A 24,215-nucleotide genomic window follows, 5' to 3' on the forward strand; every position below is an offset into this window, starting at 1 on the left:
GCCTCGGCGCGCGTGAGCTATCCTCTTCCTCGCGCGACCGGGAGGTCACGCAGCTTGTCCGAGTGGCGGAATGGCAGACGCGCTAGCTTGAGGTGCTAGTGCCCTTTAACGGGCGTGGGGGTTCAAGTCCCCCCTCGGACACCAGATCAATTCTCTGAGCAACAGGTTTCCCGGCAGATCGTCATCGTCGTGGAGCGCGTTCTGGCACGAGCCCACGACCACGAGAACCCGAAGACGCCGATCCACGCCGTCGCCTTATAGCTACATCACACCTGCGCGGTGAAGATGGCCGGCTCGCCAAGGAAACCGGGGGTGACCTCGAGCTGCAGATCGCCCACGGCCTCCCCGAGCGACAACGCGATGGTGAACGTGGTCGACTTGCCGGGCAGCACCGTCCCAGCGGGGTTCTCGCTGCCACCATTCGCGCTGTCGAAGATCCTCGACACCTGGCGCCCACCGTGCGTGGCGTTCACCACCGTCGCCACGGCGTCGTAGGGCTCGCCGGATCCATTGACCACCGTGATGTCGAACGTGACGGCGCGGTCGCCGTCGTTGCCCGCCGCATACCGGCTCGGCTTGTACGGCTGAGGTGCAGTGACCTCGACGGCGATCCCGTCGTCGAATGTGACTCGCTGTCCGAACTCTGCGACCGCCGGCGCAGCGACGCCGGCGGGCTGCTCGGCCTCGATCGTTGGCTGCTCTCGCTCCGGGCCGCGCACCGCGGGGGCCGCGATGCGCGCCGGTCCGGATAGGTCATCACCGAGCCGGTCCACCGCACCGAACACGATGGTGATCCCCCAGACACCGAGCGCCAACGCACCCGCACCCAGCACCAGACCGGTCACCGCGGTTTTGCGGTTGGTGGCCCTGCCCCTGCGGACGCGGGACCGGCCGACAAGGGCGAGCGGGATGGCGACCAGGGCGCAGATCACGGCGATGAACCCGGTCAGCGGGACGAGACCGAACAAGATGCCGATGGGCGCGATGATCGCGGCGGCCAAGCCGAGGCCATTCCTCGCCGACGGCGCCGCAGGCTGCGGCAGCGGCGAAGTGCCGCCATGCCGCGGCGCGATCCCGTACGGGTCGGCAACGGCGCGGCCCCTGGCGTCCGCTTCGGCGACCTCCCGCTCGGCGCGTAAACGAGCCACCGCGGCCTCGGCAGCCGCCCGCTCCTCGGGTGTGAGCGCGTCGGGCAGCCCGTACCGCTGCTCCGAACCGCTCTGCGGGTGCCCAGGCGGGTAGTTCGGGTGGGACATCGGGGTGTCTCCTATCTCGGTGATCGGCTCCACACTCGCGGAGCGTCGTCGAGTTGTTACCGGTTCACGCCGAACGGCACCGCGGCCGCGATGGGACGCACCAACGGCGAAGGCCTCGACTGCCGGTACACCGACCGCGCCGTCGCCCCAGGCTCGCCCGCGCGGACGATGACCGAGCCCTGTGTCCACCGCCTGATGCGACCGACCGAGCGCATCCATCGCCACGTGAAGGACCCGGCGAACGGCCTCGCCGACCCGAGCAGGTCGGTTGCCGACTCAGCGGCGCCGGCACCTGCGACCGGTGCGCGGTCCGGAGCTGGCCAGATACCTCTCCGGGGTTATTGCCGTCTGACGGGAAGGAGCCGAGGCTCGTCAGGAGACCATCCGGGTGTCGCCGTCGACGAATCTCGTCCTCCCGAACGCGGAGACACGCACTCGCCGGCGCTCGAACAGAAAGCCCCGATACGTGGACTCCCTGGCCCCTTGTCATGACTTCATCGTCGTCGGTGCGGGGACCGCGGGCTGTGTGCTCGCCGCGCGCCTCTCGGAGAACCCCCACGCCCGCGTCCTCCTGCTGGAGGCCGGTTCCCGTACGCCGCTGGAGGCGGTTGGCCCGGCCGAGTCCTGGTCGGCACTCATCGGCTCGTCGATGGACTGGCAGGACAAGACCGTTGTCCTGCCGAGCACCGGACGAGCCCTGGAGTTACCGCGCGGCCGTGGGCTGGGCGGCTCGTCGGCGATCAACGCCATGGCGTTTCTGCGGGGGCACCGGTCGAGCTACGACGCGTGGGTCACCGCCGGGGCGCAGGGCTGGGGGTTCGACGACCTGCTGCCCTACTTCAGGCGCACCGAACACTTCGTCGGGCGCGACCCCGCCGTACGCGGCTGCAGCGGGCCGCTGCGGCCCGGGCCGACAGCTCCGCCGCACCCGATCGCGGAAGCCGCGCTCGAGGCGGCCCGGCAGGCAGGCCACCGGATCGTCGGCGACGTCAACAGCGGTGTAGAAGAAGGCTTCGGCGTCACCGACATGACCATCGTCGAGGGCAGGCGACAGAGCGCAGCCGACGCCTACCTGATTCCGGCGCTCGACCGGCCCAACCTCGACCTGGTCACCGACGCACTGGTGCACCGCGTCGTCCTGAACGGCGATCGGTGCCTCGGAGTCGAGTACAGCGTCGGGCCGCAGACATTCGTCGCCCCGTGCGATGGCGAGGTCGTCCTCACCGCCGGAGCCATCGGTGCGCCGCAGGTGTTGCTGACATCGGGGATCGGTCCGCAGCACCACCTGAAAGACATCGGGATCACGGTGGCTGCCGATCTTCCCGGCGTGGGCGCCAACCTGCACGACCATCCGGTGTCCGGTGTCGTCTACCGGTCGGCCCGGGCCGTCCCGCCATCCAACGGCAACGACGGAGAGATCAAGGGCCTGATCCGCAGCAGGGACGGTCTTGCCGGTCCGGACCTGCAGATCATGGCCGTATCGCTGCCGCTCCATCAGCAGCCGGCGCCGGGCCCCGGACGGGGCGAGGGTTACGAGATCGCGGTCGCTCATGACGCCGTTCAGCCGTGGCTCGATATGGCTGGTCTCCGCCGTCCCCGGCGCCCCACCGCTGATCGACCCGCGCTTCTACACCGACACCCGCGACGTGGACGCCGTGGTCGCCGGCCTGCACGTCGCCCGTGAGCTCGGACAGATGCCCGCCTTCGCCCCCTGGCGGGGCGAGGAGTGGGAGCCCGGTGCCGACCGGCGGCGTGACGAGGACCTCGGCGCCTACGTCCTCGACACCACCAGCAGCTACTTCCACTACGCGGGCACGTGCCGAATCGGGACCGACGCCGACGCCGTGGTCGACACCGAACTGCGGGTGCACGGCCTGAGCGGACTGCGGGTGGCGGATGCGTCCGTGATGCCGTCCCCGGTATCCGCCAACACCAACGCAACCGTCTATGCCATCGCCGAACGCGCGGCGCAGCTCGTCCGGGCCGAGGCCGGCTGGTGACCCCGTCGGCGCGCACCCTTCGTAGATGTCAGCAGATTCGCTCAGTCACTGGTGACGTTGAGTGCGGCAGCATGCGGTCGAGGAGGAGTTGTCGTTCTTGCTTCGTGGTGCGAGTTCGGCGGCACCACCGCCTTGACCTTGCAGTTGCTGCAAGCCCCATGCTGGGAGCCGTGGACTTCTCCATCGGCGAGTTCAGCGCCGTGTCCGGCCTGCCGGCGCAGACGCTGCGCTTCTACCACTCCCAAGGCCTGCTCGTACCGGCTTCGGTCGACGAGCAGACCGGGTACCGCTCCTATGGGATGCACCAGGTGAAGCAGGCCGTGCTCGTGACGACCCTGCGCCAGGCCGGTCTCGGTGTCCGCGACGTCCTACGGGCGCTCGACGACCTCGATCGCGCCGGGGCGATGCTGCACGACCATGCGGAGGCGGTGGAGCGCCGGCGCCGCCGCGAGGACCAGGCGATCGACGAGGCCCGCAGCCTGCTCACGTCCTGGCCCGAGGTGCGCACCCATCGCTTCGCCGGCCAGGTTGTGCTGTCGGCCCTGGTGCCGCACGCCCAGGCCGAGACCCGGGAGGGCCACGTCGTCGACGAGCGGTGGTACGACTGGGACCGGGCGCACCGGTCGTTCCACGACACCGTGCGCCGGCTGCGCGGAGTGGCCGCCGCGCGCGGCCTGGAGCAGGCCGGCACCGCCTGGAAGACCCCGGCCGCCGAGACGCCCCGACAGTCGGCCGACAGCATGACCGCGGACGGGCCGCACTGGCTCGCGAAGCTCCCGGTCCTCATGGCCGACGCCGACTCGGTGGCGGGCGCGCTGCCACCGGGCGTCGAGGTCCAGTCCTGGCCCGGCCGCGACGAGCTCGGGATCCGCATGCCCGGACCGGCCACGACGGCGAAGTACAGCATGGCGCTCAGCCGGCTTGTCACCCACCACCTCGACGGCGTGTTCCCCGACCTGGGTCCTGGAGGGCCGCGGCTCGTCGTGCACGACGACGCGTTCGAACTGTTCGTGCGCTCGGTGCCAGTGGATGAGGAGGAGTTCCCCATGATCGAGGGGTTCGAGGGGGTGGACAGGTTCACCGACCGGGCCCAGCGCGTCGTCGCTCTGGCCCAGGACGAGGCCCGGATGCTCGACCACGACCACGTCGGCACCGAGCACGTCCTCCTCGCCCTCCTGCGCGAGGGCAACGGGATCGCCCCTCAGGTCCTCGAATCACTCGGGATCACCCTTGAGGGTGTGCGCGAGCAGGTGGAGCGGATCGTCCGCCGGGGACAGGGGGCGCCGAGTGGGGACGTCCCGCTCGGGGCGCGGGCCAGGGAGGTGCTGCAGCGCTCGCTGGACGAGGCCCAGCGGATCGGCCAGAGCTACGTCGGCACCGAGCACGTCCTGCTCAGCCTCGTGCGTGAGGGCGACGGCGAGACGGTCGCAACGCAGGCCCTGGTCGGGCTGGGCGTCGACCCGGACCGCGTCAGCCGGGAGGTGCGGCAGCTGCTGACGACATTCCGCTCCTAGCGTTCCGGCGCACCGGTGCGTCGGTCCGACGCTCGTGCCGTTATGCCATCGGCGAACGCGCGGCGCAGCTCGTCCGGGCCGAGGCCGTCCCTGACGCCGGGCTCAGTCACTGTTGACGCTGAGTGCTGCAGCCATGCGGTCGAGGAGGAGTTGTCGCTCTTGCTTCGTGGGTGCGAGTTCGGCGGCTCGCTCGAGTTCGGCGGCTGCTTCGTGATGGCGGCCGAGGCGGGTGAGGAGGTCGCCGCGGACGGCGCCCAGGAGGTGGTAGCCGGCCATTCTGCGGTCGGAGGTGAGCGGCTCGGTGGCGATGAGTGCGGCTTCGGGGCCGTCGACGTGGAGAACTGCCACGGTGCGGTTCAGCTCGACCACCGGTGAGGCGGTGATCTGGGCGAGTGCGTCGTAGAGCGCGAGGATCGCCACCCAGTCGGTATCGGCGAAACTGGGGGCGCGGGCGTGGCAGGCGGAGATCGCGGCCTGCAGGGAGTAGGGCCCGAGCGGCCGGGCCAGCTCGAACGCGCGGTCGAGCATGCCGAGGCCGTGATCGATGAGGGTGCGGTCCCAGCGCCGCCTGTCCTGGAGCTCGAGCTGGATCGGGATGCCGTTCTCGTCGGTGCGGGTACGGAACCGCGAGGCCTGCAGTTCCATGAGCGCGACCAGGCCGAAGACCTCGGCTTCGGACGGCAGCAGCCCGGCCAGGACCCGTCCCATCCGCATGGCTTCCACCGCGAGGTCCGCGCGGACGACGCTCTCGCCGGAGGAGGCCGAGTAGCCCTCGTTGAAGACCAGGTACAGCACCTCGAGAACGGCGCGGAGGCGCCCGGGCAGTTCGTCGGCCGATGGTGCCTCGATCGGCACCCGGGCCCCGGCCAGCGTGCGTTTCGCGCGGGAGATCCGCTGGCCGATGGTCGACGAGGGAGCGAGGAACGCGCGGGCGATCTCGTCGGTGGTCAGGCCTCCGAACAGCCGCAGGGTCAGGGCGACCCGCGCCTCCGGCGACAGCACCGGGTGGCAGGTGGTGAACACCATGGTGAGCAGGTCGTCCGGGATCGGGTCGAGGGCCTCGGCGCTGACGTCGGGAAGCGCGCCGTCCTGCCCGGCGACGAGGAGCGGCGCCTTCGTGCGTGCCGTCTCCTCGCGCCGGGCCCGGTCGATCGCCTTGTGCCATGCCGTCGTCATCAACCACGCGCCCGGTCGGGGTGGCACCCCCTCGACGGGCCATTGCGCCAGGGCTGCGACGAACGCCTCGGAGGCGATGTCCTCGGCGATGTCGAGGTCTCCGATGCGTCGGGCGAGCGTGGCGATCAGCTGCGGCGCCTCGATCCGCCAGAGCGCCTCGACCGAATCCCGGAGTTCCATCGGTCAGCCGTGGGATGCCCTCGACTCGGTCGAGGCCCGGTCGTGCAGCTCCTCGCTGCGGGCGAGGGTCTCGCCGTCCACGATTTCGGCGAAGTCGGCCATGTCGAACAGCGGCCGGATCTCCAGCACCTGCGTCTCGCCGTACGCGGCGTCGAACGGGCAGCGCCTGGCCCACTCGACAGCCTCCGCCAGGGAGCTGACCTCCCAGATCCAGTAGCCGGCGATGACTTCCTTCGACTCGGTGAACGGGCCGTCGACGACCGAGGTCCCCTCGTTCGAGAATGCGACCCTCGCTCCGTCGCCGCTGGGCTTGAGGCCTTCGCCGCCGAGCATGATGCCGGCGTTCACCAGCTGCTCGTTGAAGGCCCGCATCTTCTCGAACATCTCCGGCGTCGGCTGCCCCTTGCTCTCGTCGGCACCGTCGCCCTTGGTCATCACCATCACGCGCACAGTTGGTTGCTCCTACTAGTCGTGGCCGGCAGTGCGGCGCAGCAGATCGGCGATGAACGGGAGATCGGCGGACTCGCCCTCCCGGATGTCGACGACCTTGCGGTCGCCGGATCCCAGGGAGCGCAGCACGCCCGGTACCGGTTCGACGTCACCCGCGTCGAAGACCATGAACGAGACCTTAGCGGCGGCAACGTGCAGCACCGCGACGTTCCGCCCATCACGCACGAAATGCGGCTTCCCGTACTGCAGTACCTCCTCGACCGCCAGACCACTGTGGACGGTCTCGCGCAGGGCGTTGCAGACCTCTGCCTGCCAGGGCTTCGTGCCGGCGATGTAGGCGGTGACCTCGGTGTTCATCTCGTTCTCCTTCAGGCTGCGTTGACGCGGTAGGACAGCACGACCACACCGGACTCGAAGGTCCTGGTGTCGACGTGGTTGAGGCCGGTGCGGCTCTCGGGCCGGAACAGCGGCTCGCCGCTGCCCTTGATGACGGGGTAGACCCAGACCCGGTACTCGTCGAGCAACCCGGCTGTGGCCAGGGCGTCGGTCAGTCGACCGTTGCCCCAGATCAGGATGTCCCCGCCGGCGCCCCGCTTCAGCCGCTCGACCGCTGCGAGGACGTCATCGCCTGCGATGACGCTGGTCGGACCCCAGGCCTCGACGTCCACCGGCTCCGAGGCGACGACGTACTTCTCGATCTTGTTGACGTGGTCGGCGTACGGGTTGCCGCCCATCTGCGGCCACGCCTGTGCCATCCCCGCGTACGTCACCCGGCCGAGCAGGAGTGCATCCGCGCCGAGAGTGAGATCCAGGGCGAACTGCTGGGCGCCGGGGTCGTTGTACGACAGCGACCACTCGTGCGGGTTGTCGATGAATCCGTCGAGCGTCGTGTAGGTCGAGGCGATGATGCGTCGCATGCTGGTCCCTCTGCCGGTGGGCCGGTCGATCCGGCCCTCAACCCGTCCTTCGGGTGACCCCACCGGATTTCGACGACCGGTCCGAACTTTCTTCGGAAAAATCCGTGGCGGGCGAGGATGCCCGCGCTGATACCGTGCGGGCGATCGCGACCCGGCCGTTGGAGGTGAGACCCATGCTCGCTGTACGCACGTGGGTGCTCCCCTCTCCGTCCCGATCGGGCGATTGACGTAGGTGTCGCCAGGAGCGCCTCCCACCAGGCACTTCTGAGAGGGCACAACCTATGGACTCCGTGCATTTCAGTGCGGGCGCACCCCCGACCGTCGGCACACTCGCGGTGATCGCCCGGGTCGACGACCTGCAGTGGCGGGCCGTGGAGGACGACCTGGAGATCGGCCACGGCGAGGCATCCCGCCGACCCGACGGCCGGATCTTCCTCAGCATCGACACCTGGCACGCCGCGGTCTTCGACCGGCTCGCGACCGCGATGCTGGCGGACCTACCGAGCCCGCTGTACACGATGGTCGACGAGGCCGACCACGACCTGACGGCCCGCTGGGAGCGGGCAGGGCTCACCGTCCGGCGCCGGGAACGGGAGTACCTCGTCGCCACCGACCCCCTGGTCACCGGGCTCGACGCCGCGCCGGCGCCGTCGGACGTGACGATCCTGGGCCTCGGTGCGGCGCGGGAGCCCGCGCTGCGCGAGGTGTACGAAGCGGTCCGCGCCGAGGTCGACGCCCGCGTGGGCTGGGACTCGATGCCGGTCGAGGTGCCGGCCCGGCCGGGCGGGGCTCCCCTGGACCCGTCGAGGTACGCGGTGGCCGAGGCTGCCGATCGGTACGTGGGGCTGGTCCGGGTGGTGGCGCGGCGCCGGCACGCGCGGATCGGGTTGGTCGCGGTCCGCGAGGGACTGCGCCGTCGCGGCATCGCCCGGGCGATGCTGGGCGAGGTGCTCGGTGCGCTGCACCGCGGCGGGGTCGAGACGGCGTCGGCCGAGGTGGACGAGCGCAACAGCGCGGCGACGGCGCTGTTCGAGGGCATCGGCGCGCAGCACGTGAGCAGCGCCGTGGAAATGGTGCGTGGCGCATGACCAAGGCAGCAGGAGCCATCGAGGTCGAGGGCACCGTCGTCGACTGCCTGCCCAACGCCACCTTCCGGGTGGAGCTCGAGAACGGGCACAAGGTGCTCGCGCACATCAGCGGGAAGATCCGGAAGCACTACATCAAGATCGTGCTGCTCGACCGGGTGCTCGTCGAGCTCAGCCCGTACGACCTGAACCGGGGCCGGATCCTGTTCCGGTACCGGATGTAGCGCCCGGCCTGATCGCGGTACCGGCGGCCCGGCGGCCGCCGGTACCCCGCGCTCGGTGTGCGGCCGGATCACCTGCCGCTGCCGGCGAAGACCCGCGCCGCCGACGTGCCCAGCCCGACCGGCGCGAGCGGGAGACCGGACGGTGTGGTCGGCACGCGGCTGCGCTGCAGCTCGGCCTCCGTGTAGCGCGGACACCGGCGGTGCCACTCGAGGACGCCGGAGACCCAGTCCTTCAGGCCGGCGACGCGGTCGACCAGGACGGCACGGGCGGTTGCGTCGAGGTCGAGCTCGTCGAACATCGCCGGCAGGTCGTGCTCGACGAGTAGCTCGAACTCCTCCATCCGCGCCTTCATCAGCTCGGCGACGAGCGCGGCAGCGCGGTGCCGGTCGACGTTCAGGAACGTCTCCACGACCTGCACCATGTTGTGCATCTCGCCCTCGTACTCGATCTCCTTCTGGTAGGAGAACAGGTCGTTGAGGAGGATCGCGTAGTCCTGGGCCGCGGGGCGGGCACCGAACCGACGGCCGTCAGCGACCTGCACGAGCTCGCACGCCTGCTCGTCCGGCGAGACCGCTGAGGGGGTGCTCGGGCCAGTGTCGTTCGCGGAGCGGGCGGGTATGTGCTCGACGAGCAGCGCGTCGGTCGCTGTCGGCGGGAGGAGCCACGGTGACCTGGACATTGTCCGAGGAGTTCGAGACAGATGGCGGAGTCATCCGGTGGGCACGGCTCGGCGACGGGCGAGACCCGATGGTCCTGGTGCACGGCACGCCGTACTCCTCGTTTCTCTGGCGAGACATCGCACCGGCACTCGCTCTGGAGCGCACCGTCTTCGTCTTCGACCACCTCGGCTACGGGCAGTCCGACCAGAGAGAGGGCCAGGACCTCACGCTGGCCGCGCAGTCTCGACGATTCGTGGAGCTCCTCGCCCACTGGGAGCTGAGCGGCCCCAGCGTTGTCGCCAACGACATCGGCGGCGCCATCGTCCTGCGCGCCCTGCTCCTCGAGGGGGCCACGTACCGCGACCTCACCATCTTCGACGCGGTCAGCGGCGGGGCGTGGGAACGGGGTCTGTTCGCGCTCATCCGCACCCACCCCGAGGTCTTCGACGAGCTCCCCGGCTACGCGCACGAGTCCCTCGTCACCAGCCACCTCGACAACGCGACCCACCTGGGGTTCCGTCCCGAAGTGCTCAAGGCCCACCTCGCCCCCTGGCTCGGGCCGGAAGGACAGGCGGCGTACTACCGGCAGTACCGCCAGCTCTCCGAGTCCGACACGAAACCGTATGAGGCCAAGCTCGCCGAGATCGCCGTGCCGGTGAAGCTGCTCTGGGGACGCGAGGACCGCATCCTGCCTCCGGAGTACGGCACCTGGTTGCAGGAACGGATCCCCCACGCCGAGTTGCACTGGATCGACGATGCGGGCCACCTCCTGCAGGAAGACGCCCCCGCACAGCTGCTCTCGCACCTGCTCGCCGGCGTCACCTCCGGACACAGCTGATGAGGCGAGCGTCCGGATTCCCGTTCGTCAGAGCTGGATGTCGAACAGCTGCCGCGCGTTCCCGTCGGTGAACTTCTGCCGGTCCTCATCGCTCGCGAACTCACCCAGGAACTGCGACAGGTCCGCCGCAGTCGGGTGCTGGAACGGGTAGTCGGTCGAGAACAGGAGCCGATCGATCGTGGTGACCTCGAGCGCGTGATGCAGGAGCGCGGGACTCAGCATGCCGGAGCACGTGAGGTGGATGTTCGATCGGATGGTCTCCGACACCGGTCGCTGCAGCCCTGCGATGCGAGCCAGGCTGTTCGTCCGTTCGGACCAGAAGGGCAGGAGCTCGCCCCAGTGTCCGAGCACGACCTGCAGGTCGGGGTGGCGGTCGAACGTGCCGCGGACGATCAGGCGTAGCGCCGCGACCGCCGCCTCGAGGTGCCATCCCCAGCCGAACGTCGCAAGGCCGAGCTCGGTCATCTCGTCGAAACCGGAGTACGCGGCCTCGCGGACCGCGCGCGGTGGGATCTGCGGGTGGATGAAGATCGGCAGGCGGAGCGCCGCGGCGGCCGCGAACAGGTCGTCGTAACCGGGATCGTCGAGTGCCGTCGCACCCGTACGGCCGTAGACCATGGCGCCGACGAGACCGAGCCCGGCCGCACGCTCGAGCTCTCCCACGACGACGCTCGGGTCGGCCATCGGCAGCGTGGCCATGGCCCGCAGGCGCGACGGGTGGCGGTGGACCGCCTCTGCCGCGATGTCGTTCGCTCTCCGGCTGAGCGCGACCGCGTCGGCAGGACGCAGGGGGCCGGTCGCCGGGGGAGCGAGGGAGATGACCTGGACGTCGATGCCCTGCTCGTCCATCGCTGCGATCCGTGCGTCGCCGATGTCCTCGAGCCGGGCGCGGGCGTCGCCCATCCCGTTGAGCACCAGGCTGTCGTCCCGCTGCTCCTCCGGGAGGCCCTCGAGCGCTGCCGTCAGCTCCGGCGTGGTCCAGTGCTCCTCGATCGCGATAACGGTGATGACCGACCCCTTGCTCGCTCGACATCTGTCCAGCGCAACGCTAGCCGCGCGAGGGGAGTTCGCGTTCGCGGCGACTACGTCTCGGACTCGACGGGAACGGGGGGCGCGGCCGCCCCTGTTCGCCCGGCCGGCATGCGCAGCTGCCGGGCGTTCCGGCTGGCCAGCAGGGTGAAGCCGACCGCCAGCATCGGCACGGCAGCCATCGCGAAACCCCACCGGACGTCGATCGCGACCACAACCCCCATCAGCGCCAGCGACAGCGGCTCGAGGACCACCCGCGGCGCGTTGAGGATGCTGTTCACCCGGCCGAGCAGCTCGCCCGGGGTCCGGATCTGGACGAACGTGGGCAGCGCGACGTCGGTGGAGTACGCGACGCCGATGCCGAGCACCACCAGCAGGGCGGCAGCGGCCCACGGGTTGGGCAGGAAGCCCAGTCCGGCGAAAGCGGCCCCCTCGCACAGGGTCACACCGATGATCAGAACGCCCCATCGGGCGGGGAGCCCTGTGACGCTGGCTCCCACCGTGCCGAGCAGCTGCCCGAGGCCCCAGGCGGACAACAACAGGCCCAGCGCCAGCGCACCCTGCGGGAAGGTGTCGGCCAGCGCCGGCAGGCCCACCGCGAACAGCCCGCTGTAGCTCAGCGTGGCCGCGCTGATCAGCAGCAGCACGACCCGGATCTCCCAGCTCCGCCCGGCGTACCGGAACCCGGAGACGATCTCGTCGCGGATCGCCGCCACCGACGTCGCCGTTCCGGCCGGGTCGCGCGGGGCATGCGGCACGGCCCGCAGCGTCGCCGCCGCCACGAAGAAGGTCACGGCGTTGAGCAGGAACACCAGCGCCGGGCTCGCCACGGCGACCGCGAGGCCACCCAGTACCGGACCGGCCAGCCGGGCCACCTGCTCGGCCAGGCCGACCAGCGCGTTGGCCCGCGGCAGGTCGCGCTCGGCCACCAGCGACGGCAGGATGCTGCCGCTGGCCGGCCAGAAGAACGCCTCGGCCGCGCCCATCACGGCGGCGAGCACGAACAGCTGCCAGACCGCCACTCCTCCGCCGGCGGCGATGAGGCCCAGCCCGGCGACCGCGGCCCCGCGGGTCAGGTGCGACACCAGCATCACCGTGCGCGGCGAGAACCGGTCGGTGATCGCGCCGCCGAGCAGCATCAGCACGGCCCGCGGGACGGCCTGCGCCAGCATGACCCCGGCCAGGGCCGCGGGCGAACCGGTCTCCTGCAGCACCAGCCAGATGAAGGCGACCTCGAAGGCGCAATCGCCGAGCATCGACAGGCCCTCGCCGCCCCATACCCACCGGAACGCGCGGGCGCGCAGCGGGGCGAAGATCCGCTCGCGCATCAGCAGTCCCCCACCCGAGCCCCGGCGACCACACAGCTCGGGCGCGGTGTCCGCCGGACCCTCCGTACCTGCGATCGGATCAATTCGGAGAGCGAGCGTCCCAGGTGCACACCCGGCCGGCAACCGACATCGCAGGGACCGACATCGCAGGGTCGTGCCGTCGCAACGTGCACGGACTCGTATGAACCGGGGCAGCTCACGCATGGTCCCGTGCCCCCGACTGCTGGTTTGGTCGAGATCGTGATCGATCACGACCTGTTCTTTCTGAAGGAGAATTGTGTCAACTGACCTGCATGTCACCCATACCGCGGATACCGCTGATCCGTGGGAACGGGCCCGGACGGCTCGCGCGGTCCTCGCCGCGAACGCGGCGGCCACAGAGGAGCGCGGCAGACCCACGACGGAGGGCGTCGCCGCGGCGCGCGGGGTGGGCGCGTTCGCCGTGACCACTCCGGCCAGGTTCGGCGGCCTCGATGCCGACAACCGGACGATGGTGCGGGTGTTCGCTGAGCTGGGCGCCGGATGCCCGTCGACGTCGTGGCTCGCGGCCGTGTCGGCGACCGCCAAGTCGATGTTCACCGAGTGGATGACCGCAGACGCGCAGAAGGCCTTCTACACCGATCCGCACGTGTCGATCTGCGGCACCGCCAGACCCTCCGGACACGCCCGGACGGTCCCCGGTGGAACCCGTATCACCGGACGCTGGTCCTACGCCTCGGGCTGCCTGGACTCCCCCTGGACGATGGTCGGAACAGCCGTACTCGACGACGAACCGGCCGGCCGGCCACACCTGGTGCTGCTGCCCACGGACGAACTGACGATCGAACACACCTGGGACGGGGCCACCGGCCTGCGGGGCACGGGCAGTCACACCCTCGTGGCCGACGACGTGTTCGTGCCGGACGCCTTCCTGTTGACCCCACCACGAGGTCCGGACGGCACACCGCTCCCGCCTCCCCCGGCGCGCCGGATGCAGGTCTCGCTGCACACCGTCTCCCCGCTGCTCGGCGCGGCAATGGGGGCGCTCGGGGTGGTCGAGCCCCTGATGACGGCCGAACGTCCGGTGTTCGGCACCCCCTACCGGCGCCGGACCGAGTCACCGTCGGCACGCCAGACCTTCGCCGACGCCTCCCACCTCGTCCGCACCGCGGAACAACGCACGCTCGGCGTGGCCGACGTGCTGGACACCGCCGAGCGGGGCCGTCCCGTCTCACCCGTCGAGTTCGCCCACGCACGGATGCAACTGATGGCCGCGGTGCAGGACTGCCGACTCGCGGTAGAGAAGCTCCTCGACCTGAACGGCTCCAGCGCTTTCGCCCCGGGGAACCCGCTGGGCCGGTTCTGGCGCGATCTCGCGGTCGGCACCCGGCACGCCGCGGTCAGCCCCTGGGTGGCCGCCGACGACTACAGCCGTGTCCTCACCGACGACCGCGCTGACCCGCCCACCGGGCACTGACGGCTCGGGTCAACGGAGTCCGGACCCGGCGGCGCTTCTGAACGCGACACCCCGCTTGACAAGCTGGGGCAGCGATATGCAACATATCGCACATTGGAAGCGGGACGGCGCCGGTGTGGCACTCGGGTCGTGCGCGACGAGCCCGCGGTCGCTGTCTGGCCGAACCGCAGCGCCCGGCTGCAAGGCCGTACCCGTTCGACATCCGCGATGGCTCAGAGGGCCGTCCCGAACCCGGAGACGACACGATGATGATCAGATCCGTGCTCACCGCGCTGACCGCGGGTGTGGCGCTGGCCGCGCTCACGACGGGCTGCGGCGGTGCGGCAGCCGAGAACCCTCGACCGGCAGCCGAACCCGCCGGCTGTGGCCGAGCAGCCCCCGCAGGCGAACAAGCCCACGGTGGTGCTGGTCCACGGCGCGTTCGCCGACTCCTCCAGTTGGAACGGCGTGATCAAGAATCTCGCGGGCGACGGCTACCGGGTCATCGCCGCCGCCAACCCGCTGCGCGGCCTGCACACCGACGCCGAGTACGTGCGCAGCGTCGTGGACAGCGTGTCCGGCCCGGTGGTGCTGGCCGGCCACTCCTACGGCGGGTCGGTGATGAGCGAGGCCGCCGACGGTCACCCGAACGTCAAGGCGCTGGTGTACGCCGCCAGCTTCCTCCCGGATCAGGGTGAGAGCACCGCGCAGCTGGCCGGCAAGTTCCCCGGAGCCCAGCTCGGCGCCGCCCTCGACACCGTGCCCTTCCCGCTCGCCGACCGCGGCACGGGCAATGACCTCTACATCAAGCCGGACGAGTTCCAGAAGGTGTTCGCCGCCGACGTTCCCCGGGACGTCACCGCCCTGTTGGCAGCCACCCAGCGGCCCATCGCCGCCGCGGCACTGGAGGAGCCGGCCACGAAGACCGCCTGGAAGACCATCCCCTCCTGGAACCTGATCACCACCGAGGATCTCGCCATCCCGGCCGAGTCCATGCGCTTCATGGGCGAGCGGGCGAAGTCGCACAACGTGGAGATCAAGGCCTCCCACGCCGTCACCGTCTCCCAGCCCGACGCCGTCGCGGAGTTGATCGGCGAGGCCGCCAACGCGACCGCCGGTTGATCACCGGCATCACGGCCCTGCGGGCAATGGCCGTCGGGTTCGAGAAGCTCACCGGCAAACCCTTACCGGCGCTGAGGCCGAAGGCGAACTACTACCGCGACCCGCAGTTCTACGTCGGAAACCACCGGTCGGTGCTCGCCGACGGGAGACGGTTCCCTGGCCGTCGTTCACCCGGGTGCTGGACTTCGAGCTGGAGATCGGCGTCGTGCTCGCCCGGCCGCAGCGGCCGTGGTCACCGCCGACGAGGTGCTGCCCCGCTTCGAGCAGCTGACCGGGCGCGTGTTCGTCAACGGCGAGCAGTGGGCGCAGAGCAGCACGGCCGGGCCGCTGCACGGCCTCGGTGCCACGGTGGCCTACGCCGCTCGCGGGGAGTCGCTCGGCCCGGGCGACGTGTTGTCCACCGGGACCCTGCCCGGTTGTTGCGGGCTGGAGTTGCGCCGGTTCCCGAAGGCCGGGGACGTGGTGCGTCTCGAGATCGAGGGGATCGGGACGTTGACCAACACGATCGGGCAGCCGCAGCAGCCGGCCACCCTGTGGGGTTGCTCCAGGCTCAGGCCAGTGCGGGGATGATCTCCTTGGCGATCAGGTCCGCTTGTTCGGGCTGGTCGTACAGCGGGGTGAACAGGATGAGCTCGGCGCCGGCCTCGATCACGTCGCGCACCGCGCGCACGCAGTCCGCCGGAGTACCGGCGATCGCGGCCGCTTCGACGGCGGGCGACAGGCTGCCGTACAGCGCCGTCAGCTCGGCGTTGACCCGCTCCCGCGCCCGGCCCGCGTCGGCGTCGATGGCGATGTAGACACGCTTGGCGATCTCGAAGTCCGGCCGTTCGGTCTGCGACCGGACGGACCGCACCTGGTCGGCGAACACCGCGGTCGGGGTCGAGCCGGCGCCGAAGAACCCGGTACCCAGTTCGACGGCCCGGCGCAGCGCCGTCGGCCCGCTGCCGCCGAACCACAGCGGCGGGTGCGGTTTCTGGAACGGCCTGGGCGAGATGGTCGCGCCGGAGAGCTGCCAGAACTCGCCGTCGTGCTCGACGCCCTCCTCCGTCCAGAGCTGCTTGATCAGCTGGACGCCCTCGGTGAAACGGGCCAGGTACCGCTCCGGCCGCATGCCGAACGCCGGGTACGGCCGGTTCTTTCCCCCCGACCCGACCCCGACCTCCAGCCGGCCCCGGGACAGCTGGTCCACGCTGCTCGTGCTCTTCGCCAGCTGCGCCGGAATGTGTTGCGTGGACACGAACACCGTGCAGCCCAGCCGGAGGGTGTCGGTGCACGCGGCGGCGAACGTCATCACCTCCATCGGGCTGAGCAGCGGACGCGTGCCGAACACGGCCTCCTGGGTCCACGCACTGTGAAACCCGGCCTCCTCCGCGCGCACCAGGTACTCCCGGAAAGCACCCGGGTCGAACGAACCATCCGAGTAGAATTGGGGAATCGCAATCGCATATCTCACAACGCCATCCTATCGATTCGGACCGCATTCCCCTTCGGGCGACGATCGTCACGGTCAGCTCTCTCGGCAACACGTGGTCCGCGACGGGGAGTGCCGGCGGATCCGTCGGCTGGTCATCGACAACGCCTGGTTCGAGGGTGACCCTGCCGTGCTCGTCGCGCTCGCCTGAGTGCTCGCCGCCTCCTCCCGCCCGCGAGGGGCTACGATGGAGACGAGAACCGACCCGGCGGACGCCGCTCGTCCGGCGACAGCCGGCTCAGCGCGGTCGGTGCTGCCGCAGCCGTCGACTGGTGGATGATCAGTGGCCATGCCTTCCCGTACGCGGGCGGACTCCCCGGGGCATCGATCTCCCGCAGATCCGTGGTTCCGGGTCGCGTCACGGAGGAGCAGCTTCGGCTCACTCCCCGCGACGCCCATCGCCCGCCCGCACGCCTGTGCGGGGCACGGCTGCCACGGTGGCCGTGCCGGGCACCCCGAAGGAGGAGTTAGTGGCTCGACGAGGCCAGCCCCAAACCAGGGCTCGCCGTACCGCCCCGCGCGACCGTCGTCGCGGCCAGGGTCGCGACGACGTCAACTCGGTGCTCGCCCGCGCCGTCCGGGAGGTCGAATCCGCCCTCCGCAGCGGTCGGGTCACGCCCGCGACGCGCACGAAGTTCCAGGCCGTCGCGCTGCTGCTGCGTGACGAGCGCGCCCGGGTCCGGACGGAGCAGAACAGCAGCGACTCGCACCGGACCGAGCAGCTCAAGCGCCTCGACGGCATCGCCACGATCCTCGCGAAGAGCGCCGTCCGCGACTCAGCGCTCCTGGCGCTTCTCGCCGAGGACGCCGTCGTCTCCGACGAGGCCCGGTCACTCAAGGTGGAGATGCTGAGGACCGCGGGCATCGAGCCGGGCGCCGACGACCTCCCGCCGGTGGAGCCCCCGACGCCCGCCGCCACCGAGCCCCGCGTGATGCCGCGGTCGGTCATCTCGCGGCAGCTGGCCAACCCCTTCCTCGCCCCCGACGCCTCCGCGGCCCGGCCGAGCGCACCCCGTAGGACCCGGCTGGCCACGTGGGAGCTGATCGGCCCGCTGCTCAGCTCGTTCGAGCGCGCCGGCAGCGGAGCCCCGGCCTGCATGGCCCTGCCCGCGCCGACCTCCCGGTACACGCCGCGCAACCTGGAGCTGATGCCCCATCAGGCTTCGGTGGTCGCCGCGGCCGCAGCAGGCCACCGGACCTTCCTGCTCGCCGACGAGCCGGGGCTGGGCAAGACGGCCCAGGCGCTGCTCGCCGCGGAGGCCGCCAACGCCTACCCGCTGCTCGTCGTCGTGCCGAACGTGGTCAAGACCAACTGGGCGCGCGAGGCCGGGATGTGGACACCCCACCGCTCGGCCACCGTGATCCACGGCGACGGTGACTCGATCGACGGGTTCGCCGACATCGTCGTCGTCAACTACGAGGTGCTCGACCGCCACGTGGGATGGCTCGGCAAGTTCGGCCTGCGCGGCATGGTCGTCGACGAGGCGCACTTCATCAAGAACAAGGCTTCCCAACGGTCGAGGAACGTACTGGCGCTCTCCGAGCGCATCCGGTCCTTCACCGCGCGCCCGCTGCTGATGGCCCTCACCGGCACCCCGCTGATCAACGACATCGAAGACTTCCGGGCGATCTGGCAGTTCCTCGGCTGGATCGACGAGACGAAGCCCCTCGCCGAGCTGATGACCGCGCTCGACGAGACCGGCCTGACACCCGCCGACCCGGGCTTCTACTCCGCGACGCGCCAGTGCGTCGTCGATCTCGGCATCGTCCGGCGCCGCAAGGTCGACGTGGCGGCGGACATCCCCGCCCGCCGCATCGCCGACCTCCCCGTCGAGCTCGACGGGCCGGCCGGTCGGTCCATCCGAGCGGCCGAGCGCGACCTCGCTCGCCGGATGGTGGCGCGGTACGAGGAGGCACTGGCCGGCCGCCGGTCCGGTGCCGTCGTGGACGGCATCGACCACGATCTCGTGCGCCAGGTGGCCAGGTGGGAACAGAAGGACGCGACCACCTCGACGACCGGTGAGAACGTCTTCAGCATGATGCGGCGCATCGGCCAGGCGAAGGCCGGTCTCGCCGCGGACTACGCGGCCCAGCTCGCGCGCAGCGCGGGCAAGGTGGTCTTCTTCGCCAAGCACGTCGACGTCATGGACGTCGCCGAGGAGACGTTCACCAAGCAGGGGGTCCGCTTCTCGTCGATCCGCGGCGACCAGACCCCCGCGGTGCGGCAGCGGAACATCGACGCCTTCGTCAACGACCCCGACGTGGCCGTGGCGGTCTGTTCGCTGACCGCGGCCGGCGTGGGCCTCAACCTGCAGGTCGCCTCCAACCTGGTGCTCGCCGAGCTCTCCTGGACCGCGGCGGAGCAGACCCAGGCCATCGACCGCAGCCACCGCATCGGGCAGGCGCAGCCCGTCACCGCGTGGCGCATCATCGCCGCGCAGACGATCGACGCCCGGATCGCCGAGCTGATCGACAGCAAGGCCGGCCTCGCCGCCCAGGCGCTCGACGGGTCGGAGGAGGAGGTCGGGTCGTCGGCCGACGTGCAGCACGAGGCGCTCGTCGCGTTGCTGACCGACGCGCTCTCGGCGGTCCCGACGCACATCGGAACGGAGCTGACCGGCTAGTGTCCCGCGCCGCAAGTCCACCACATATCTCGACGGCCCAGCTCCCCGCCGGCCGCACCGGCGACCGGCCCGAGTACACCCGGTACGAGGACCGTCCACCGGCGCACCCGGCAGAAACCTGGATCCGCCGATATACGCACCAGACTTCCGGCGCGGGACACTAGATCGGGTCCAGGATCCGCTGCAGGAACTGCCGGGTGCGCGCGTGGGACGGCTTGCCCAGCACCTGCGCAGGTGGCCCCGACTCCAGCACCACCCCGCCGTCGATGAACAGCACCTGGTCGGCCACCTGCTGGGCGAACCGGATCTCGTGGGTGACGATCACCATCGTCCAGCCGTCCGCGGCCAGGTCCTTGATCACCCGGAGCACGTCGCCGACGAGCTCCGGGTCGAGCGCCGAGGTCGGCTCGTCGAAGAGCATCAGCGTGGGCCGGAGGGCGAGTGCCCGGGCGATCCCGACCCGTTGCTGCTGGCCGCCGGAGAGCTGGTACGGGTACTGGTCGGCCTTCTCCCCCAGCCCGACCTGTTCCAGCAACACCTTCGCGTCCTCGATCGCCTCGGCCTTGGGCCGCTTCTGCACGATCACCGGGCCCTCGATGACGTTCTGCAGCACCGTCCGGTGCGGGAACAGGTTGTGCGACTGGAAGACCATGCCGCTCTGGGAGCGGAACCGGGCGAGCGTCGCGCGGTCGACGGGCTGGGCGAAGTCGACCGAGACGGATCCGATGTCGATCACGCCGGCGTCGGCCCGGTCCAGGGCGTTGAGCGTCCGCAGCATCGTGGTCTTGCCCGAGCCCGACGACCCGATCACCGTGGTGACCGTGCCCTCCGGCACGTCGAACGAGATGTCGCGCAGGACCTGCAGGTCGCCGAACGACTTGCGCAGACCCCGCACGGTCAGCAGGTCGGTCATCGCGCCACGTACCTCTCCAGTCGCGCTTCCACCCTGTTCTGCACGGACGACAGGGCCAGGCAGATGATCCAGTAGTAGACGGCGGCGACCCCGTAGAGCGCGAAGAAGTCGAACGTCGGCGCCGCCGCCAGCTGGGCGACCCGCAGCAGCTCGGTGACCAGGATGGTCGAGGCCAGCGAGGTGTCCTTGACCAGCGAGATCAGCGTGTTGGACAGCGGCGGCACCGCGGTGCGCGCCGCCTGCGGGAGGATCACCCGCTGCAGCGTCGTCGCGTAACCCATGCCGATGGTCTGCGCCGCCTCCCACTGGCCCTTCGGGATGCTCAGGATCGCCGCCCGGATCACCTCGGCCGCATAACCGCCGACGTTGAGGCTGAACGCGATCACCGCCGACGGGAACGGGTCGATCACCAGTCCGAGCTGCGGCAGCGCGTAGAACACGATGAACAGCTGGACCAGCAGCGGGGTGCCGCGGATGACGGAGATGTAGGCGCGGGCCAGCGCCGACAGCGGCACGACCTTCGAGATCCGGGCCAGCGCGACGAACAATGCGAGCACCAGTCCGAGCGCGAAGCTGATCGCCGTCAGCGGGAGCGTCTGGGTGACGGTGGCGACCAGCATCGGCCACAGGTTGCGCCCGATCAGCGCCCAGGTCGAGGCATCCAACTACTGCCCACTCACGTCGGAACCGAAGTACTTCTCCGAGATCCGCGCGAGCGTGCCGTCCGCGCGCAGCTCGTCCAGGGCGCGGTTGACCTCGGGGATCAGACCGCTGTCCTTGCGCGCCGCGAAAGCCTGCTCGCTGGTGTCGCCGGTACTCCCGGCGACCTTCACGCCGGTGTCGCCGGTGGTCTTCTGGTACTCGCCCACCGCGAGCGTGTCGTTCACCGTGGCGTCGACCCGGCCGTCCTTGAGCAGCCGGACAGCCTGCACGAAGCCCTCGACGGCCTCCACGTTCGCCCCGGCCTCGCGGGCGACGGCGGCCCAGTTGCTGGTCGCGGACTGCGCGGTCGTCCTGCCTCGCAGGTCGGCGAGGCTGGTGATGCCGGTGTTGTCGGCGCGGGTGACGATCACGCCCTCGGACACCGTGTAGGGCTCCGAGAGGTCGTACCTGGCCCTGCGCTCGTCAGTGATCGTCACCTGGTTGGCGACCAGGTCGAAGCGCTTCGCCTCCAGCCCGGCGAAGATCGCGTCCCACGGGGTCTGGACGAACTCGACGGTGCGCCCGAGCTTCGACCCGACGGCCTGGGCGACCTCCACGTCGTAGCCGGTGAGCTTGCCGTCGGGGCCCTGGAAGCTGAACGGGCTGTACGTGCCCTCGGTCCCGACCCGCAGTGTGGTGGCGTCGGAGCCGCCGCTGCAGCCGACGATCATGGCGGCGGACAGCAGCGCGACGGCTGCGGCGAGGAACGTGCGACGCACGGGATTCTCCTTCGGATGGGGCACGAGTGGCGCGCGGAGTGCCGCGGACAACGGCCGCGAGCAGCCCGGTAAGGCGACGAACGGCATTTTTCCACGTCGCCGCCGACCGACCGCAGTAGTGCCTGCGTTGATCTCGTCGCCCGCTCGTCGTCCGCCAGGTTCAGGGGCGGTAGTGGTCACGCACCAGCAGCGCGGCGAGAGCGAGGGCGATCACGCCGAACGTCGCCCCGACGGCGACCGGCAGCGACGAGAGCGACGTGATGCCGTTGGCCGCGACGGCGACGACCAGGAGCACCCACAGGAGCGGGCGAGGGAGTCCGCGCGCCGGGGCTGCCGAGGCCTTGCTGTGCGTACCGGGAGTGGCGGGATCGCTGGTCATGAGAGGTACCTCTCGTCGTGGGGACGGTGTCCCCCGTTGCTGTCCGATGTGATCCAGCCTGTCCGCCACGCTCCTGGGACACATCGGTCCGAGGTACGCAGTTCCCTGTCTCCAACTTTCGGTGGAGGCGGGCAGGTGGCGGGTAGCGTTCACGCGCCGTACCGGATGATCACGGACGGCGCCACCCGGCGACGACGAGCAGCACCGCGGAGGCCGACCGTGTCCCGACCCGCGCAGGCACCAGGCCGGCATGCCCCGCTCCACCCGGTGCCCGCCACGGTGTGCGGGCTGGTCTCGATCTGCCTGCTGTTCGCGCTGCCCATCGTCACGGCCGGGGAGCCGGACGCCGGCCTGCTGCCCCCGCTCGGCGGTCCCGGGTGGTGGACGGTGGCTGCGGTGCTGGTGCTGCAGGCCGTGGCGGTGGCGTGGGTCGGCCGGTTCCCCGCGACGGTCCTACCGGGCCTGGCCGCGGTGCCGCTGGTGCCGGCCTGGGCGGTGCCGGGTGGGGCCTTCAGCCTGACGGCGGTCGCCGTGCTGGCCGGGGTGTTCCTCGCCGTCGTCGCCCGCCCGTCCCGCCGGCTGTGGGTGACGCTGGTGGTCACCGCGCTGCTGCTGGCGACCGCGCAGTTCCTCAACGAGGTCCGCAGCGGCACACCGGGCATCGGCATGATGGCCGGCGCTGCGCTGCTGCAGGGCCTCGTCGTCGTCGGGCTGCCACTGCTGTTCGGGCTGGTGGTCGCCGCTCAGCGGGACGCCCGCGAAGCCCGTCACCACGAGGTGCAGGCACTGCGACGTGAGCAGGACGCGCTGCTGCAGGCCGCGGTGTCACAGGAGCGGATGGCGATGTCGCGGGAACTGCACGACATCGCCGCCCACCACATGTCCGGCATCGCGCTGATGGCCGCGGCGATGGACCGGCAGATCGACTCCGACCCCGCCACGGCGAAACAGTCGGCGCGCCAGGTCCGCGAGCAGAGCAGGGCCGTCCTGGACGACCTGCGGCGGCTGGTCGGCCTGCTGCGCGACGACGCCGACGCCACCCGGCCGGTGGAGAGCCTCGACGCCGTGGTCGCGCTCGTCGAGGCCCGCCGGGCGACGGGATCCGAGATCGACCTCGTCGTGCCCGAGCGGGGCACCGAGCCCGGCGCGGGAGTGGGCCCGCTCGCTCAGCTCGTCGCCTACCGGATGGTGCAGGAGTCGCTGGCCAACGCCGCGGCGCACGCACCGGGTGCCCGGTGCACGGTCGAGATCGGCGACCCGCAGGGCCCCCGGCTCACGATCATCGTGCGCAACGGCGCTCCCTCCGCCCCCGACCCGGGTCCCGGCGGCGGGTTCGGGCTGGTCGGGATGGCAGAGCGGGCCCAGTTGGTGGGAGCCGACCTCAGCTACGGCGCCACCGCGGACGGCGGCTGGGAGGTACGCCTGACGCTCCCGGTCGACGACATGATCAGTACGATGCGCGCGCCCGCGCCGCCCCCGGAGGACCCTGCATGATCCGCGTGCTCATCGCCGACGACCAGCACCTGGTGCGCGCCGGCCTGTCGGCGTTGCTGGGAGCCGAGCCCGACATCGAGGTGGTCGGCGTGGCCCGCGACGGCGCCGAGGCACTGGCGATGGCGCGCGACCTGGTGCCCGACGTCGCCTGCCTCGACATCCGGATGCCCGGCCGCAACGGGATCGAGGTGGCCCGCGAGCTGTGCACACCCGACGCCGACCCGCAGGTGCCGGTCCTCGTCCTGACGACGTTCGACCTCGACGACTACGTCTTCGGTGCGCTCGAGGCCGGGGCGTCGGGGTTCCTGCTCAAGGACGCGCCGCCGGAGGCCATCGTCCACGCGGTCCGCCAGGTCGCCGCCGGTCAGGGCACCATCGACCAGACGCTCACCCGGCGCATCCTGCAGGAGTTCGTCCATCGCCGCCGCCTGCAGCCGGTGACGGCCCGGCGCGTCGAGGACCTGCTCACTCCGCGGGAGCACGAGATCCTGCTGCTGCTCGCCCAGGGCATGTCGAACGACGAGATCGCCCGCACTCTCGTCGTCGAGGTGTCGACGGTGAAGTCGCACCTGGCGCGGATGCTGCCCAAGCTCGGCGTGCAGTCCCGGCTGCAGGCGGTCGTCTGGGCCTACCAGAACCACGTCGTCGCCGTCTCCGGGCCGAGCGCCTGAGCCCGGCGCCCGCCCCGGGGGACCGCCG

25 protein-coding genes and 1 tRNA gene are annotated in these 24,215 nt (G+C 71.0%); 13 read left to right on the forward strand and 13 right to left on the reverse strand.

Annotated elements, in window-relative coordinates; translation table 11 throughout:
- Window positions 1-56: 56 nt before the first annotated feature.
- Window positions 57-144, forward strand: a tRNA-Leu gene (locus tag AC5L35_RS19610).
- A gap of 122 nt (window positions 145-266) precedes the next feature.
- Here the strand turns inward: AC5L35_RS19610 and AC5L35_RS19615 are convergent.
- Complete coding sequence (locus tag AC5L35_RS19615; RefSeq protein WP_495061107.1) at window positions 267-1,481, reverse strand: hypothetical protein; 1,215 nt, start codon at window positions 1,479-1,481, stop codon at window positions 267-269.
- A gap of 241 nt (window positions 1,482-1,722) precedes the next feature.
- Here AC5L35_RS19615 and AC5L35_RS19620 point away from each other — a divergent pair, with 241 nt between their 5' ends.
- From AC5L35_RS19620 to AC5L35_RS19630, 3 genes are all read left to right on the forward strand, one after another.
- Entirely contained in the window at window positions 1,723-2,940 is a 1,218-nt protein-coding gene (locus AC5L35_RS19620) for a GMC family oxidoreductase (RefSeq protein WP_495061108.1), read from the forward strand.
- Window positions 2,870-3,256 carry a GMC oxidoreductase gene (locus tag AC5L35_RS19625; RefSeq protein ID WP_495061291.1) on the forward strand — a complete coding sequence of 129 codons (387 nt, stop codon included), beginning with the start codon at window positions 2,870-2,872 and terminating at the stop codon, window positions 3,254-3,256. Before AC5L35_RS19620 ends, AC5L35_RS19625 begins: the two co-directional genes overlap by 71 nt.
- Window positions 3,257-3,426: 170 nt before the next feature.
- Window positions 3,427-4,770 carry a Clp protease N-terminal domain-containing protein gene (locus AC5L35_RS19630; protein WP_495061109.1) on the forward strand — a complete coding sequence of 448 codons (1,344 nt, stop codon included), beginning with the start codon at window positions 3,427-3,429 and terminating at the stop codon, window positions 4,768-4,770.
- 102 nt (window positions 4,771-4,872) lie between these two features.
- On the opposite strand, the gene AC5L35_RS19635 is transcribed toward AC5L35_RS19630, so the two are convergent.
- Genes AC5L35_RS19635 through AC5L35_RS19650 form a run of 4 tightly spaced genes read right to left on the reverse strand, consistent with a single transcriptional unit; the run spans window position 4,873 to window position 7,493 of the window.
- Window positions 4,873-6,126, reverse strand: coding sequence for an RNA polymerase sigma factor (locus AC5L35_RS19635; RefSeq protein WP_495061110.1), 1,254 nt, complete (start codon window positions 6,124-6,126; stop codon window positions 4,873-4,875).
- 3 nt (window positions 6,127-6,129) lie between these two features.
- The gene (locus tag AC5L35_RS19640; protein ID WP_495061292.1) at window positions 6,130-6,567 is read right to left on the reverse strand and encodes a YciI family protein; all 438 of its coding nucleotides are present in this window, start codon (window positions 6,565-6,567) and stop codon (window positions 6,130-6,132) included.
- A 24-nt stretch (window positions 6,568-6,591) separates the two neighbouring features.
- Window positions 6,592-6,933 carry a DUF1801 domain-containing protein gene (locus AC5L35_RS19645; RefSeq protein ID WP_495061111.1) on the reverse strand — a complete coding sequence of 114 codons (342 nt, stop codon included), beginning with the start codon at window positions 6,931-6,933 and terminating at the stop codon, window positions 6,592-6,594.
- 11 nt (window positions 6,934-6,944) lie between these two features.
- Window positions 6,945-7,493, reverse strand: a complete 549-nt coding sequence (locus AC5L35_RS19650; RefSeq protein WP_495061112.1) for a dihydrofolate reductase family protein — start codon at window positions 7,491-7,493, stop codon at window positions 6,945-6,947.
- Between the two features lie 281 nt (window positions 7,494-7,774).
- On the opposite strand from AC5L35_RS19650, the gene AC5L35_RS19655 reads away from it, so the two are divergent.
- Complete coding sequence (locus tag AC5L35_RS19655) at window positions 7,775-8,581, forward strand: GNAT family N-acetyltransferase (RefSeq protein ID WP_495061113.1); 807 nt, start codon at window positions 7,775-7,777, stop codon at window positions 8,579-8,581.
- Entirely contained in the window at window positions 8,578-8,802 is a 225-nt protein-coding gene (infA, locus tag AC5L35_RS19660) for a translation initiation factor IF-1 (RefSeq protein WP_495061114.1), read from the forward strand. Before AC5L35_RS19655 ends, infA begins: the two co-directional genes overlap by 4 nt.
- A gap of 68 nt (window positions 8,803-8,870) precedes the next feature.
- Here infA and AC5L35_RS19665 read toward each other — a convergent pair whose 3' ends face one another.
- Window positions 8,871-9,482: a terpene synthase family protein gene (locus AC5L35_RS19665; protein ID WP_495061115.1), complete on the reverse strand. Its 612-nt coding sequence runs from the start codon at window positions 9,480-9,482 to the stop codon at window positions 8,871-8,873.
- Here AC5L35_RS19665 and AC5L35_RS19670 point away from each other — a divergent pair.
- Window positions 9,470-10,300 carry an alpha/beta fold hydrolase gene (locus AC5L35_RS19670; RefSeq protein ID WP_495061116.1) on the forward strand — a complete coding sequence of 277 codons (831 nt, stop codon included), beginning with the start codon at window positions 9,470-9,472 and terminating at the stop codon, window positions 10,298-10,300. The two genes, AC5L35_RS19665 and AC5L35_RS19670, sit on opposite strands and share 13 nt — an antisense overlap.
- A 27-nt stretch (window positions 10,301-10,327) precedes the next feature.
- Here the strand turns inward: AC5L35_RS19670 and AC5L35_RS19675 are convergent, their stop codons facing one another.
- Both AC5L35_RS19675 and AC5L35_RS19680 read right to left on the reverse strand, forming a co-directional pair.
- Window positions 10,328-11,215 (reverse strand): amidohydrolase family protein, encoded by an 888-nt coding sequence (locus AC5L35_RS19675; protein ID WP_495061117.1) that lies wholly within the window; start codon window positions 11,213-11,215, stop codon window positions 10,328-10,330.
- A gap of 167 nt (window positions 11,216-11,382) precedes the next feature.
- Complete coding sequence (locus AC5L35_RS19680) at window positions 11,383-12,657, reverse strand: MFS transporter (protein ID WP_495061118.1); 1,275 nt, start codon at window positions 12,655-12,657, stop codon at window positions 11,383-11,385.
- A gap of 277 nt (window positions 12,658-12,934) precedes the next feature.
- On the opposite strand from AC5L35_RS19680, the gene AC5L35_RS19685 reads away from it, so the two are divergent.
- The 3 genes from AC5L35_RS19685 to AC5L35_RS19695 all read left to right on the forward strand — a co-directional run bounded on the left by AC5L35_RS19685 (window position 12,935) and on the right by AC5L35_RS19695 (window position 15,784).
- A complete protein-coding gene (locus AC5L35_RS19685; RefSeq protein WP_495061119.1) occupies window positions 12,935-14,113 on the forward strand; it encodes an acyl-CoA dehydrogenase family protein in 1,179 nt (392 codons plus the stop codon).
- 402 nt (window positions 14,114-14,515) lie between these two features.
- Entirely contained in the window at window positions 14,516-15,214 is a 699-nt protein-coding gene (locus AC5L35_RS19690; protein WP_495061293.1) for an alpha/beta fold hydrolase, read from the forward strand.
- 156 nt (window positions 15,215-15,370) lie between these two features.
- Window positions 15,371-15,784 carry a fumarylacetoacetate hydrolase family protein gene (locus AC5L35_RS19695; protein WP_495061294.1) on the forward strand — a complete coding sequence of 138 codons (414 nt, stop codon included), beginning with the start codon at window positions 15,371-15,373 and terminating at the stop codon, window positions 15,782-15,784.
- Here AC5L35_RS19695 and AC5L35_RS19700 read toward each other — a convergent pair.
- Window positions 15,765-16,667 (reverse strand): LLM class flavin-dependent oxidoreductase, encoded by a 903-nt coding sequence (locus AC5L35_RS19700; protein ID WP_495061120.1) that lies wholly within the window; start codon window positions 16,665-16,667, stop codon window positions 15,765-15,767. The genes AC5L35_RS19695 and AC5L35_RS19700 overlap by 20 nt on opposite strands.
- A 488-nt stretch (window positions 16,668-17,155) precedes the next feature.
- On the opposite strand from AC5L35_RS19700, the gene AC5L35_RS19705 reads away from it, so the two are divergent.
- Complete coding sequence (locus tag AC5L35_RS19705) at window positions 17,156-19,309, forward strand: DEAD/DEAH box helicase (protein WP_495061121.1); 2,154 nt, start codon at window positions 17,156-17,158, stop codon at window positions 19,307-19,309.
- A gap of 160 nt (window positions 19,310-19,469) precedes the next feature.
- On the opposite strand, the gene AC5L35_RS19710 is transcribed toward AC5L35_RS19705, so the two are convergent.
- From AC5L35_RS19710 to AC5L35_RS19725, 4 genes are all read right to left on the reverse strand, one after another.
- Complete coding sequence (locus AC5L35_RS19710; protein WP_495061122.1) at window positions 19,470-20,222, reverse strand: amino acid ABC transporter ATP-binding protein; 753 nt, start codon at window positions 20,220-20,222, stop codon at window positions 19,470-19,472.
- Window positions 20,219-20,887 (reverse strand): amino acid ABC transporter permease, encoded by a 669-nt coding sequence (locus AC5L35_RS19715; protein ID WP_246266260.1) that lies wholly within the window; start codon window positions 20,885-20,887, stop codon window positions 20,219-20,221. The genes AC5L35_RS19710 and AC5L35_RS19715 overlap by 4 nt, the downstream gene beginning before the upstream one ends.
- Window positions 20,888-21,643 carry an amino acid ABC transporter substrate-binding protein gene (locus tag AC5L35_RS19720; RefSeq protein ID WP_495061123.1) on the reverse strand — a complete coding sequence of 252 codons (756 nt, stop codon included), beginning with the start codon at window positions 21,641-21,643 and terminating at the stop codon, window positions 20,888-20,890.
- Between the two features lie 160 nt (window positions 21,644-21,803).
- Window positions 21,804-22,022, reverse strand: a complete 219-nt coding sequence (locus AC5L35_RS19725) for a hypothetical protein (protein WP_495061124.1) — start codon at window positions 22,020-22,022, stop codon at window positions 21,804-21,806.
- A gap of 267 nt (window positions 22,023-22,289) precedes the next feature.
- Between AC5L35_RS19725 and AC5L35_RS19730 the strand changes: the two genes are divergently transcribed.
- Complete coding sequence (locus tag AC5L35_RS19730) at window positions 22,290-23,516, forward strand: sensor histidine kinase (protein ID WP_495061125.1); 1,227 nt, start codon at window positions 22,290-22,292, stop codon at window positions 23,514-23,516.
- Window positions 23,513-24,187, forward strand: coding sequence for a response regulator (locus AC5L35_RS19735; RefSeq protein ID WP_495061126.1), 675 nt, complete (start codon window positions 23,513-23,515; stop codon window positions 24,185-24,187). Before AC5L35_RS19730 ends, AC5L35_RS19735 begins: the two co-directional genes overlap by 4 nt.
- Window positions 24,188-24,215 lie beyond the last annotated feature (28 nt).

The organism is Pseudonocardia sp. OZ21 (assembly GCF_059359135.1).